This is a genomic window from Polaromonas sp. P3_B1 (assembly GCF_056402935.1).
Genome location: NZ_JBFUGK010000009.1, coordinates 120526 through 133548, shown reverse-complemented (window position 1 = coordinate 133548; position 13023 = coordinate 120526). Strand labels below are relative to the sequence as shown.

Genomic DNA, 13023 nt, shown 5'->3' with positions numbered 1-13023 from the left:
CGGCACGCAAGAGCGATCCACGCAGCAGAAGGCGCAAGGCACCAGCGCCGCGGCCAGCACCGTGGGCAGCATCGCCGGCAACGTCACCCTGCAAGCTGGCGAGGCCTACAAACAGGTCGGCAGCGACGTGATCGCCCCCGCAGGCGACATCACCATCCTGGCCAAGAAGGTCGACATCCTAGAGGCCCGCGAAACCAGCCGCCAGGAGAGTGAAGACAAATTCAAGCAATCGGCCCTCACCTTCAGCGTCAGCAGCCCCCTCCTCAGCGCCATGGAAACCGGCCAGCAAATGGCGGACGCGGCCAGCAACACCAGCGACGGCCGCATGCAGGCGCTGGCCGGCGCGGCGGCAGCCTTCAAGGGCTACAACACCTACAAGGGCATGACCGACGCCTCGGGCAACTTCAACAAGGATGCGGCAACTGACGTCACCATCAACATCAGCTACGGCACTTCTGAAAGCGAAAGCAAAAGCAGCAGCCAGAGCAACAGCGCCGCCGGCAGCACCGTCGCCGCGGGCAAGAACCTGACCATCGTCGCCACGGGCGCAGGCCAGGCCAGCAACCTGACGGCGCAAGGCGCAAACCTGACCGCCGGCAACAACGCCACCTTGCTCGCAGACAACAAAGTCAACCTCCTCGCCAGCGAAAGCAAGGCCAGCCAGGAAAGCAGCAACAGCTCAAGCTCCAGCAGCGTGGGCGTGAGCTACGGCCTCATCTCGCAGAGTTTCAGCTTCAGCGCCAGCGCCAGCAAAAGCCAGGGCAACAGCAACGGGAGCGACACCAGCTACACCAACACCCAGGTCACCGCAGGAAACACGGCCAGCATCGTCAGCGGGGGTGATGCAAACTTGATAGGCGCGGTGGTCAGCGCCAACACCGTCAAGGCCAATGTAGGCGGCAACCTCAACATTGCCTCATTGCAAGACACGAGCACTTACACCAGCAAGCAAAGCTCAAGCAGCGCATCCGTCAGCTCCGGCAAAGATGGTCCCACGGGCGGCGGTATCAGCGCCAGCCAGAGCAACATTGACAGCACCTACGCCTCGGTCGCGCAGCAGAGCGGTATCAAGGCGGGGGATGGTGGGTTCCAGGTCAACGTGCAGGGCAACACCGACCTCAAGGGTAGTGTGATTGCCAGCACGCAGGCTGCGGTGGATGGCAACAAGAACAGTTTCAGCACGGGCGGTGTGTTCAACCACGATTGCTGCCAGCAAAACGACGCTGTGATTTGTGACATTGAGTTAACGCACCGATTGCGGGCGAGGGGCGTATTGAGGCCTTTCGGTGGAGTTCTTTCCACGCTACACACCCCGCGTAGGCCCTAGGTAACAGCTGAGAGCTTCTTCGCCAGCCCACCTCCTCTATTTGCAGGAGGCCTCGTGGTACTTCGGCAGACGAGCAAACGTCACAAAATGTGCAAAGCGCCGAAGCCACCCCAAAGCCAGTATCAATCACCTTGTCAAAGCCATTAGCGAGGCGTATCTTGCAAAGCAAACAAGCACCGCAGGGGGACATCGGTGATCAAGATACCGAGCTTTCACGCCAGGTCGATTCGCGCCCACCTGTTCTGGACTTATGCTGCGCTGGTGACGGTGCTGGTCGTCGCGCTGATGGCGCTGGCGGAGCTGGCGGCCAGTCGCATCGTGTTTGACGGTGCGCAGCGCGAGCTGGAGCAGCTGGGCCGGCGCACGCAGGAGCAACTGCTGCGCTTCCAGGAGCCGGCGCGTGCCTGGCTGGAGGCGACCGCCAACGACCCGCGCGCGGGGCTGGAGGGCGACAACGACATTTCGGTGCTGCGCATGCAGATGTCCATGCAGCAGCGCTATCCGCAAATAGGCTCGCTGGTGTTCGGCTACCCGGACGGCAGTTTTGAGCAAAACATGGTGCTGCGCACTGCGCGCGACCGGGCCTGGGCCAAGTCGTTGCCGGAGGCGCGCTACGCCCAACAGATCATCCGGGTGGACGAGCGGCAAAAACGTGTCGAAGAATGGGTGTTCTACGACCAGCAGATGACGGCGATCGCGAGCCAGCGGCGGCCCTGGGGTGAGCGTTACGACCCGCGCGAGCGACCTTGGTACCAGGGCGCGAGCGAACTTAATTTGGGCAGCTTCCAGGCGACCGATCCTTTTGTGCTGAAGGTGCCGGAGGAGTTCGGCATGGCGCTGTCGCGCCCCTTGAGCGGGCCGCGGGGCGGTGTCGCGGCGGCGATGTTCACGGTGGGGGGCTTGTCGGATTTTTTGCATGCGCGCGGCGAGGAAAGCCATGCGGAGCTGATTGTGTTTGACGGCTTGGGCCGTGTCTGGGGCTGGTCGCAGGCGGAGCGGTTGCGCCGCCTGCTGGGTTCGGGTGCGCCGCTGAGCCTGTCGGCCTTGAGCGACCCCCTGTACGGCTCGCTGCAAAAGCTGGTGGCGGAGGGGGCGTCGGAGGACACGCCCATTCACTCACTCGAAGGCGCCGGGGGCCAGCGCTTCGCGGCGGTGGTGATGCCCATTGAGGGTGTGTTCAACCACCGTGCCTATGTGGCGCTGGTGTCGGACCAGAACCTGCTGCTGGCGCAGGTGCGGCGCATGCGCTGGATGCTGCTGGGGGTGGGCGTGGCCGGGCTGTTGATGCTGCTGCCGATGCTGTTCTGGATGGCCAACCGGCTGGCGACGCCTTTGAAGAACCTGGTGCGTTCGGCCAAGCACATTCGCGAGTTCGAGTTTGACAGCGATATTCCGCAGGACAGCGATATCTCGGAAGTGCGGCGCTTGCAGGAGTCGCTGGCGTTGGCACGCATCGCGCTGCAGGGTTTCTCACGCTATGTGCCTCAGCCGCTGGTGAAGCATTTCATCGCCAATCGCCTGACGCCGCAGGCCGGCGTGGAGCAGCGTGAGCTGGCGGTTCTGTGCGCCGCGCTGGACGAGCAGCACGCGACGGCGGTGACCTGGTCGCCGAACGCCGAGCATTATTTGCAGATCTTTGCGGTGGAGGTGGCGCAGGGCAAGGGCATGATGGACCGCTATGAAAGCTGCACGGCGGTGGCGCTGTGGAACACGCCGCTGAATGTTTCCAATCCCGCGGGCTATGCCTGCGAAGCGGCGCTGCGCGCGGTGGATGCGATGCAGGCGCTGGCCGAGGGGCTGAACACGGCGGTGAAGCCGCCGTGCTTCGGCCTGGATTTCGGCCGCGCGACGGTGGGCAACTTCGGCACCTGGGATCACCTGACGTTTACCGCGGTGGGCGCGCCGCTGGACAACGCGCGCGCGCTGGCGCGGCAGGCGAATGCGCTGGGCCTGAACGTCGCGGCCAGTCGCGCGGTGGCGCTGGCGGCGTCGCGTTACTTCCGCTTCCGGCTGGCGGCCACGGTGCCGCTGGGCCCGCATGGCGAGTTGCATGAGGTGTATGAACTGGTGGAGCGGATCGCGCATGAAGGCGATGCGAAGCACAGCCGGCCGGCCGCGGTGGCGGCCGAGGCCCAGGCTTGAGGCGCCAGGCTGAAAGAGAGGTTTGTATGAACGGCGAATCGATGTCCACACGCAGGCACTGGCTGCGCCGGGGTGTTGGCCTGGCCGCCTCGCTCGGCGCGGCCGGCATCACGCGCGCGCAGGGGGGCAACCCGTTCACGCTGTCCTACGGCTGGGTGCCGTGGGCGGCGGGCAATTCGCCGGTCACGCAGCACATGATCAGCAAGCGGCTGATTGAAAAGTACGCGGCGGAGTTCGGCTACGACCTGACCATGGATTACCGGACCTACCCGGCGGCCGCGCCGCAGGTGGAGGCGCTGGCCGCGGGCCAGCTTGACATGGCGATGTGGGGCAACACGCCGACGATACGCGCCATCGTGGCCAGGCACCCGTTCAGCCTGGTGTCGGTGGCGGAGGGGAGGCTGCGTTTTTTGCTGTGCACCCGCAAGGATTCGCCGATTCGCAATGTGCAGGATCTCAAGGGCAAGACGGTGGGCACGCTGATGGGCGCGGACCCGTACAACGCGTTCACGCAAATCCTGCGTTACGAGCTGGGCAACCCGGACCCGGCGGCCCACGGCATACGCATGGTGCACCTGTCGACCCTGCCCGAGGCGGCGCAGGTGCCGGCGGGGATGGACGCCACGCTGGCCATCTACCCGGCTTTTTTGAAGGTGCAGGCGACGGGCACGGTGGCCATCATGAATTCCTACGGCTATACCGAGTCCCATTACGATGGGCCGGAAGGCAAGGGGGCGGGCATCCTGCTGCCGTCGGTGAAGCATTCGCCGTTTTATCCGGACGGCTATTACCTGCACCGGTCGTTTCGCATCGTGCATAACAGCCTGGTGGAAAAGCATCCCAACCTCGTGCTGGCCTTTCTGCTGGCGCAGCAGGAGGCGGTGGGGATGCTCAGCGAGGCGGACCCTGCTGCTGTGTCGCAGCTGGTCAAGTCCTACTGGGGCCTGTCTCCGGCGGAGGGTGCCAAGGTGGTGCGCGACGAGGTGGTGTTTCGCCGCGGCTGGGCCTGGTCGACCGAGGGCGATGCGCTGTCGCTGCTCGCGACTTCGAAAATGATTGCCGGCGCCAAAATCATCCCCGAGCCGCTGAGCTGGGCGCAGGTCAAGGGCGTATTCGTCAAGACCGCGCCGCTGGTCAAACTGGCCTATGACAGGCTGGGCGCAAAGCCGGCGCTGGCGGAATTCCAGAGCGCCAGGGTCGGCGACCTGCGCGGTTTGCCTTCATGGGAAATGGGGCGCTGGAAGGACCGGGCCTGAGACTTCGAGCGCCAAAAAAAAGCCCCTGCGGCAGAGGATACCGCAGGGGTTTGAACTGCATTCACAGCAGCCTTGTCTGGGATGAGAACAAGGAACGCCAAAGCGTCCCGGCCATTGTAAAAATCACGCCGGCTTCAACACAGAGGCAATGTGTCCCTGCGGACAATGATTGTTGATCAACGGGGTGAATGTAAAGGTCCGAATTTCCACCAAGCTTTGCCCGCGTATGGACAAAGTGCACTTGGCGTTCCGGTGTTCCCGTGGACACTGCGGCAACGCTGTCCGGGCGGTGCCGCTCATATCCTGCATACCGCACCCATACCCGCCTCGGCGAAGCAGAGGACCCCTATGAGTGCCAGAGATTCTTTTGAATTCAACGCCGTGCCCCAGGGGCGGGGTGTTGGTGTGCTGCTGGTCGATTTCCACGAACTCGCCGTCAGCGATTTTCACAGCCGCGTCGAAAAGCTGAAGGGCTCCGGGCTGGTCGCGCGCGTGGACAGCACGCCGCTGGCCGGGGCGTCCTGGACGCTCGAAACCTTCCGGCCGCGTGTAGTGTTTGTGCGCCTGCGCGAATCGCACACACGCGGGGAGCACAGCGCGGCCATGAATGCCTTCCTGGGCCACGCGGCGGCTCTGCGAACCCTCACCATCGTCCCCATCGTCAGCCAGCGCAGTGTCATTGACCATTTTCGCCACCACCTCTCCCGCACGAGCCCGATGTACCTCGGCAGCACTTTTGCGCAGGAAGACCTCGTCAATATTCTGGAGTCCTGCGGCTCCTCCTGGCGCCCTGTCAGCACACGTAGCCTTGCGGCACAGGCCCCCCTGGAACTGAATCTCGCCCCCCTCTGAGCGCGGGAGGCTGCGCAGCTGCATTCGCTCCGACGTGAAGGGCCCCCGGCATCGCGCGGGGCGTTGACGCTAACGCCCCATCCGGCACAAAAATCAACGACTTCGGGCTTTGCCCTGGTCACCGCAATGCGCGCCGCATGCCCAGCTTTCGCGGGTGGCGGGCCCACGCACCTCTGTTGGACTGCGCTCCCTCCACGCGAACGCAGAGCCAGTGACTCCTGGCGAAGGGTCACGGTGTTGGTTTAAATATCTGGTTAATATATTAACATTCTTCAATCTCGGATTGACGGCTGATTCCCGGGGGCTGAAGAAGTAAGCTCCTAACCGACCACCCACAGGCTTTGCACCATGAAACGAATCAAAATAATTGACTCCCACACCGGCGGTGAACCGACGCGCCTGGTGATTGATGGTTTCCCTGAGCTGGGCAATGGCAGCATGGCCGAGCGCCGCGCCTTGCTGGCCGAGCGGCACGACGACTGGCGGGCCGCCACGGTGTTGGAGCCGCGCGGCAGCGATGTGGTGGTGGGCGCGCTGCTGTGCAAACCCGTGGACCCGGCTTGCGCCGCAGGCGTGATTTTTTTCAACAACACCGGTTACCTGGGCATGTGCGGCCACGGCACCATAGGGCTGGTGGCGTCACTGGCCTACTTGGGCCGGGTAGGGCCCGGCACGCATCGTATTGAAACGCCTGTCGGCGAGGTCACGGCCACGCTGCACGAGGACGGCTCGGTGAGCGTGCGCAATGTGCCCGCCCGGCGGCACCTGCACCAGGTGGCCGTGGACGTGCCGGGCCACGGCGTGGTGCGCGGCGACGTGGCCTGGGGCGGTAACTGGTTTTTCCTGGCGAGCGAACACGGCCAGCGTGTGTCCAGCGACAGCCTGGAAGCCCTCACCGCCTACAGCGTGTCCTTGCGCGAAGCGCTGGCCGCCCAGGGCATCACGGGGTCCGGCGGCGCGGAGATTGACCATATCGAATTGTTCGGCCACGACGACGGCGGCGCCGACAGCCGCAACTTCGTCCTGTGTCCCGGCAAGGCATACGACCGCTCGCCTTGCGGCACGGGGACCAGCGCGAAGATCGCCTGCCTGGCCGCCGACGGCAAGCTCGCGCCTGGCGAGGTCTGGCGCCAGGCCAGCATCATCGGCAGCAATTTCGAAGCCAGCTATTCGGTGGAGGACGGTCAGGTCATCCCGACCTTGCGCGGGCGCGCCCACATGAGCGCCGAGGCGACCTTGCTGATCGAAGACGACGATCCCTTCGCCTGGGGCATACGCCTGTGAACGCCGATGTGATCGTGATCGGCGCGGGTATCGTGGGCGCGGCTTGTGCGCATGAACTCGCTCACGCGGGTCTCAGCGTGCTGGTGCTGGATGCCGGCATGGGCGGCGCCACCGATGCGGGCATGGGCCACCTGGTGGTAATGGATGACAACCCGGCCGAGCTGGCGCTCAGCCGTGAATCGCTGAAACTGTGGCACGAGTGGGCGCCGCGCATGAATGCCGATTGTGCTTTTGCCAACTGCGGCACGCTTTGGCTGGCCGCCAACGAAGCTGAAATGGCCGCCGCCGAAGACAAGCTGCGCAAACTGCAGGCCCATGGCGTCGCCTGCGAGCTGTTGAATGCCATCGAGCTGGCTGCGGCGGAGCCGGCGCTGCGTTCAGGCCTGGCTGGGGCGCTCAAGGTCAGCGGTGACAGCGTCGTGTACGCGCCCAACGCCGCGCGCTGGCTGCTCGCGCAAGCACCCCGCGCGATCACTTTTGAGCGGGCGGAAGTTACCGCCGTCGAAGGCTCCCGCGTGCGCTTGGCCGACGGCAGCTGGCGCAGCGCGGGCGCCGTGCTGCTGGCCGCGGGCATAGAGGCGCGCCGCCTCTGCCCTGACTTGCCCATACGGCCCAAGAAAGGCCACCTCGCGATCACGGATCGCTACCCCGGCACGGTGCACCACCAACTGGTTGAGCTTGGCTACATCAGCAGCGCACACCACAGCGACGGTGCTTCGGTGGCCTTCAATGTGCAGCCGCGCCCCACCGGCCAGTTGCTGATCGGCTCCTCGCGCCAGTTCGACACCACGGACCCGGCGGTGGAAGCGCCCATGCTCGCGCGCATGCTGGGCCGCGCGCTGGCCTACCTGCCGGGGTTGGCCGGCCTCAATACGGTGCGCACCTGGACCGGGTTTCGCGCCGCCACGCCCGACGGCCTGCCCATCATCGGCCGCCATCCGCAGCAGCCGGGACTGTGGCTGGCTGTCGGACACGAAGGGCTGGGCGTGACCACGGCTCCGGCCACGGCGCGCCTGCTGGCGGCGCAGATCAGCGGCGCGGCCTTGCCTTTCGAGGCAACGCCTTATGGCATGCAGCGCTTTGTGACGAGCGCCTGATACCGCGGCCGGCCTGGTTGAGGCAGGCCGCAAGCCGCCCTTCATCTTGCGCAACACGCCGCCACAAAGTACCGCGGCTTTGCAAGTTCGCCGCCCTCTTCGCCGGTGGTTACGGCGAGGCTTTTGATCCCCTTCATTTTTCAAAAGAGCAAGGACATTGCCTTCGTCTGGACAATGTTGCGCCTCATTTTCTTCAGGCCGCCTATGCTTCATTGAAGTTTCCCGCGATCGCCATTGGAAGCCGCCAATGCCGCGGCGCGGCCGCCGCTCAAAGCGCAGGGCCCCGGGGAACCCGATCAACCATTGCAATGGAAAAGGAGTCAGTGTGGGCAAGGTCGACAGCGAGGACAGCTGGCTTCTTTTCGTGGTGGGCGTGGCGCTCGCCGCCTTTGTCGCCTGGAAATTTTCAACCTATCTCGGACTGGATGCGGCCACGGGCGGTTTGGTGCTGGCACGCCTGGCCGTGCTGGCGGTGGTCACGGGGCTTTCCTGGAAGGTGGCGGACGATTTTCCACCGCTGGGCCTGCGAGCTGTGTGGCCCCTGCTGCTGTCGTTGTTCTGGCTGTGCTGCTGGCCGGCCCTGGATTTCTGGGCCCTTAAAGATATGCCTTTGGTTCTCGTTCGCGAGGAAATGCTGCCGTGGTGGGACACGGCATATGCCAAGTGGGGCATATTGGCCGGCGTTGCGGCGCTAGGCTATCTGGTCAAGAAAACGTTTTACCGCTACTAGGAACCTGGGACATCGACGCGTGGGCTTGGCGCCGGCGGTGGCCTCTGGAGGAAGCGGCGGGCGGCGGGAGCGGCGGAAATGACCGCGATGGCCCCGCACTCATCGCTATTTTTTCAAAAACATGTCGTCAAAACTTCTCTTGTACAAGGCTCGCTGTTCCTGCTGCCAGCGCAGGCGAAATTTCTCAGCTTGAATCTCGAACTCGGCGGCCTGCCTGCGGTGGGATTTGGCGAGACTGTTCAGCTTGATGTAGCAGGTTTGCCAGTAAGTGGCCCTCTCGGCCTTGGATCTGCGCCGGTTTTTCATCAGGCGCCAGCCGATGACCGCAACGATGACATACAACGCGAGAGGCAGATATACCGACATTCCATTGGCTGCGTTGATGGTTTCCATGTCATTCACCCCTGTGATATTTCTTCCCGGCGCCGCAATGGCGGGTGGCGGCGGGATTTTCGACTTCCGGCTGCTTCCTGTCGAACCAAGCTTTGCACTTATGGCCGTGGCTCGCTGTAGTCTTGAATGATCTCGCAATGTCGTCAAAAAGACATTGTTTAGTCATGCTTTTTGTGCATCGCTTGTTTTGTTGCGTGCATTGCCATGGCAAATACTGATCCGCCCGCTACCACCGCGACGTTCAGGCTCGGACACACCGGCGTCATAAATACCGGTGAAGCTGTTTTCCTCCTCTCATTGGAGGATGCCGACGCGAGTTTGGCTGCGCACAATGCCTGTTGGCCTGACGCACCCGCGCAAACCCTTGCATACAAAGGCGGCTGCTTCGGGAGATTCATACACGGAGGAATTCCATGGACATCCTGAGCAGCCAGAACAGCTATAGCAGCCTTTCCGTGCGCGACCTGCTGGACGCGCGCAACCAGTTCCACGTCCACATGCTCAACAAGCGCAACGTGGTGGGCACGGCGGTGGGCCTGTACCTCATACGGCGCAGCGACCCCTGGCCCGACGCGAAAAACCCGGTCAAAAAATCCACGGGCAAAAAAAAGGTGGAACGCACTTTCGCCAACTCCGAGGTGCGCCCCTATTCCTGGCCTTGCATGCTGGTGATGGTGGATGAATGGGTGGAGGAAAAAGCCTTCGCCAGCAGCAAGCTGCACCCGCAGGACATGGTGCCCAAGATGCTTTATTTGCCCGACGGCCGTGTCGTGCCTGTCTGTGTCGTCAAGGTCGAGCCGCAGGCCCCGGCCACCAAGCCGCTGCCCTCCTGGATATGGCCCGAGGCGGCCATAGGCGGCGGCTTTCCGCTGCTCATCCGCAACCAGGGCTTGTTGCGCACGGCCAGCGCCGGCTGCCTGGTCAGTGACGGCCACACGATTTATGCGCTGACCAACCGCCATGTCTGCGGCGAACCCGGCGAGCCCGTCCATGCGCGGCTGCGCGGCGAGGAGGTCGAAATCGGCCATGCCTCCGAGCGCCAGCTCACGCGTTTGCCCTTTACCGAGGTCTATCCCTCTTTTGCCGGCAAGCAGACTTATTTGAACCTCGATGTCGGCCTGGTCGAGGTCGACGACGCCCGGGACTGGACCAGCAGCGTTTACGGCATTGGCGAGGTGGGCGCGCTGGCCGACCTCAATGAGCAGAATCTGGGGCTGCAGCTGATAGACCACCCGGTGTCCGCCTTCGGAGCGGCTTCGGGCCACCTGGAGGGGCGTATCAAGGCGCTGTTCTATCGCTACAAATCCGTGGGCGGTTATGACTATGTGGCCGATTTGCTGATCGCGCCGCAGGACCCGGCCCACCAGACCCAGCCTGGCGACTCCGGCACGGTCTGGCACCTCAAGGCGGAAGATGAGAAAGACAGCAAAGGTGTGCCGGGCAAGGTTTCTTACCGCCCGCTCGCGGTGGAATGGGGCGCGCAGACCTTCAGCGTCGACGGCGGGGCTTACAACTTCGCGCTGGCGACCAACCTCAGCAATGTCTGCAAGCTGCTGGACGTGGAGCTGGTCTCGGCCCACAACACGGCGGCCCAGCCTTACTGGGGCGCGACCGGCCACTACAGCATAGGCAATGTCGCGGTCGAGCAGGTCAAGGATAAAAAACTTGCCAAGCTGCTGGCGGCCAATGCGCTGCGCATCAGCTTTGACCGCGCCGACATCGCGCCCGGCAAGATCAACGAGGCGCTCAAGGACACGACGGGTTTTATCGCCCTGGCCGACGTGCCCGACGTCATCTGGAAAAAGCAGCCCGGCAAGGTCAAGGGCGGGCGCGACACCGGCTTTAACAGCGGGCCGGAACACCCCACGCACTACGCGGACATCGACGTGCCCGGCCCCAACGACGGGCCCAGCCTGCGCGAGCTGTGCATGCAGGACACGGACAGGGTGGCGGTGGAATACTGGCAGGGCTTTTACGACAGCGTCGGCTCCACCGCCTCCAAGTCGCGCGGCTGCCTGCCTTTTCGGGTCTGGCAGTTCTACGACGCCATGGTCGGCTATGTCGAAAAGAAAGACTACGCCAGCTATGTGGCCGCGGCAGGGCTGCTGGCCCATTATGTGGGCGACGCCTGCCAGCCGCTGCACGGCTCCTTCCTGGCTGATGGCTACCAGGACCAGGTCACCGAAGGTGTCACCAGCACCGGCAAGCCGAAGAAAGACTGGCCGGCCAAGGGCGTGCATTCCATCTACGAAACCAAGATGATTGACGCCAAGGCTGAAGAGCTGTTCGAGGCCATTGACAAGGTGCTGGCCAAGCCGGCCGCTGCGCTGGCCAAGATTGACGAAGGGCAAAAGGCCGCCGTCGCCACCGTCAAGCTCATGGATGACGTCGCCCGGCTGATCCCGCCCACGGAAATTTGCGACGCCTACATCGAGCTCGGCGAGGGCGCCTCGCGCGCGGTGATAGACGGCCTGTGGGATCAGTTCGGCAACAACACGGCCAAAGTCATGGCCCTGGGCATACGCAACCTGGCCCACATCTGGGAAAGCGCCTGGATCGCCGGCGGCGGCGACAGCGCCAAAAGCGCGGACATGGTGGAGTTCTCCGAAGCAGACATCCGCAAGCGCTATGTCAATCCCAAGTTCGTCCCTTCGCTGGACCTGGACCAGCTGGCCGCGGTCCTTTAACAGTCAGATAGCCGAAAGCCGCGGCTCCTGCGTCAGGCTGTAGCAGGTGAACACCCGGTTCAGCGCCGGTAGCGGCGCGACTTCCATCTCGCCGGCGGCGGGTTCCATGATGACCATGGCCACCGAAGCCGAGAGGTTGTCATGGCTGCCCAGGCGCGGCGGGCGGCAGACGGAATAAGGCAGGCCGAAGTCGTCAAAAAAGGCGTTCTTCAAATCCTGGCGGCTCAGCTTGTCCTTTGTGTTCAGCAGTTTGCGCACGCGCCAGTCGCGGTAATGGCTGTCCGGCGACTGGGAAATGCCCAAGTCCACGAGTTTGCTGAGCGCGACCGGGCTCATCCAGTGGTTGGCGTGCACGATCAGGTTGTCGGCGCCGGGGTAAATCGGGAAGGACTCGTTGGTCGTGCATTCGAAGTCGATGCCGAAGCCCTGCGCCATGCCCAGCATGAGGTTGTTGGAGCAGGACTTGGGTGTGGCCGCGACGGCCTTCATGGCCAGCGAAAAAATCTCCTGCTCCAGCACCTTGCGGCGTATCAGCGACAGCGGCACGCCCAGCTGGGTGAAGTCGCGGTCCGATTCCAGGTAGTTGGCGGTGATGGACACACCCGCGCTGTTAAAGCCGCTGCGGGCCAGCCCGCCGGCCTCGACAAAGGTCAGGAAGTCGGGGCCGTGGTCGTTGCGCACGCGCAGCACGACGGCGGTTTCGACGCACTCGGCTCGCCAGTCCCAGTTCTGGCCGTGCAGCAGGTTGCCATTGGCCGAGCGCTCGGGCAGTATTAGCGCGCCCGTGCAGCCGTCGCCGGGCTCCTTGTCGACCTGCTGGACTTTCTCGGCGCGCGCCTTGGCCAGCACCTCGGTGCGGGCATTGATCATCACGATGTCCTGGAAGTCCACGCCCGCGCCTTCGGCGATGCCGCGCATCTCGTCGATGTAGTGGGGCGCGAAGTCGCCGATCTCCTTGGCGAAGAAGTCGATCAGGCGCGCGCGCGCCTGCTCGCTGTAGCCCAGGTTGACCAGGGTCTGGCCGTAGAGGCGCGCGCTGCCGCGCACCCGGCTGGCGGCCTGGCGGCCGTACTGCAGGCCGCGCTCGCGCGGGCTGCCGGAAACCGAGATAAAGGGGAATTGTTCAATGTTTGCCATGCTGTGCTGCCGTCAAGGGATTGGAGAAGGGGTGTCACCGGGCGTGCCTGTCCCGGCCTCGCGCGCTATTGAGGCCTGCATAAATCACAAGCAATACTCATTTCCGTTCGCCCTGAGC

10 protein-coding genes are annotated in these 13023 nt (G+C 64.0%); 8 read left to right on the top strand and 2 right to left on the bottom strand.

The features are described 5' to 3' along the window. From AC1DXS_RS07700 to AC1DXS_RS07670, 7 genes are all read left to right on the top strand, one after another. Positions 1–1327: hemagglutinin repeat-containing protein (locus tag AC1DXS_RS07700; RefSeq protein ID WP_477736931.1), on the top strand; the 1327-nt coding region annotated here is incomplete at its 5' end. Between the two features lie 192 nt (positions 1328–1519). Continuing rightward, positions 1520–3469: an adenylate/guanylate cyclase domain-containing protein gene (locus AC1DXS_RS07695; protein WP_477736930.1), complete on the top strand. Its 1950-nt coding sequence runs from the start codon at positions 1520–1522 to the stop codon at positions 3467–3469. A 26-nt stretch (positions 3470–3495) separates the two neighbouring features. Further along, entirely contained in the window at positions 3496–4725 is a 1230-nt protein-coding gene (locus tag AC1DXS_RS07690; RefSeq protein WP_477736929.1) for an ABC transporter substrate-binding protein, read from the top strand. A 348-nt stretch (positions 4726–5073) separates the two neighbouring features. Beyond that, positions 5074–5577 (top strand): hypothetical protein, encoded by a 504-nt coding sequence (locus tag AC1DXS_RS07685; RefSeq protein ID WP_477736928.1) that lies wholly within the window; start codon positions 5074–5076, stop codon positions 5575–5577. A 348-nt stretch (positions 5578–5925) separates the two neighbouring features. Next, positions 5926–6861, top strand: coding sequence for a 4-hydroxyproline epimerase (locus tag AC1DXS_RS07680; protein WP_477736927.1), 936 nt, complete (start codon positions 5926–5928; stop codon positions 6859–6861). Further along, the gene (locus AC1DXS_RS07675) at positions 6858–7958 is read left to right on the top strand and encodes an NAD(P)/FAD-dependent oxidoreductase (RefSeq protein WP_477736926.1); all 1101 of its coding nucleotides are present in this window, start codon (positions 6858–6860) and stop codon (positions 7956–7958) included. Before AC1DXS_RS07680 ends, AC1DXS_RS07675 begins: the two co-directional genes overlap by 4 nt. Positions 7959–8283: 325 nt before the next feature. After that, on the top strand, positions 8284–8688 hold the full coding sequence (locus AC1DXS_RS07670) for a hypothetical protein (protein WP_477736925.1): 405 nt from the start codon (positions 8284–8286) through the stop codon (positions 8686–8688). A gap of 105 nt (positions 8689–8793) precedes the next feature. Here AC1DXS_RS07670 and AC1DXS_RS07665 read toward each other — a convergent pair whose 3' ends face one another. Then, a complete protein-coding gene (locus tag AC1DXS_RS07665; protein ID WP_477736924.1) occupies positions 8794–9081 on the bottom strand; it encodes a hypothetical protein in 288 nt (95 codons plus the stop codon). 413 nt (positions 9082–9494) lie between these two features. Here AC1DXS_RS07665 and AC1DXS_RS07660 point away from each other — a divergent pair, with 413 nt between their 5' ends. Then, positions 9495–11768, top strand: coding sequence for a Nal1-like putative serine protease (locus AC1DXS_RS07660; RefSeq protein WP_477736923.1), 2274 nt, complete (start codon positions 9495–9497; stop codon positions 11766–11768). Positions 11769–11771: 3 nt separating this feature from the next. Here AC1DXS_RS07660 and AC1DXS_RS07655 read toward each other — a convergent pair whose 3' ends face one another. Continuing rightward, positions 11772–12905: a C45 family autoproteolytic acyltransferase/hydolase gene (locus AC1DXS_RS07655; protein ID WP_477736922.1), complete on the bottom strand. Its 1134-nt coding sequence runs from the start codon at positions 12903–12905 to the stop codon at positions 11772–11774. Positions 12906–13023: the final 118 nt, after the last annotated feature.

What these genes read in the sequence shown, in the direction of transcription:
- AC1DXS_RS07685 (WP_477736928.1), top strand. Translation starts at nt 5,074, where the DNA reads ATGAGTGCCAGAGATTCTTTTGAATTCAACGCCGTGCCCCAGGGGCGG.
- AC1DXS_RS07655 (WP_477736922.1), bottom strand. Translation starts at nt 12,905, where the DNA reads ATGGCAAACATTGAACAATTCCCCTTTATCTCGGTTTCCGGCAGCCCG.
- AC1DXS_RS07660 (WP_477736923.1), top strand. Translation starts at nt 9,495, where the DNA reads ATGGACATCCTGAGCAGCCAGAACAGCTATAGCAGCCTTTCCGTGCGC.
- AC1DXS_RS07665 (WP_477736924.1), bottom strand. Translation starts at nt 9,081, where the DNA reads ATGGAAACCATCAACGCAGCCAATGGAATGTCGGTATATCTGCCTCTC.
- AC1DXS_RS07690 (WP_477736929.1), top strand. Translation starts at nt 3,496, where the DNA reads ATGAACGGCGAATCGATGTCCACACGCAGGCACTGGCTGCGCCGGGGT.
- AC1DXS_RS07680 (WP_477736927.1), top strand. Translation starts at nt 5,926, where the DNA reads ATGAAACGAATCAAAATAATTGACTCCCACACCGGCGGTGAACCGACG.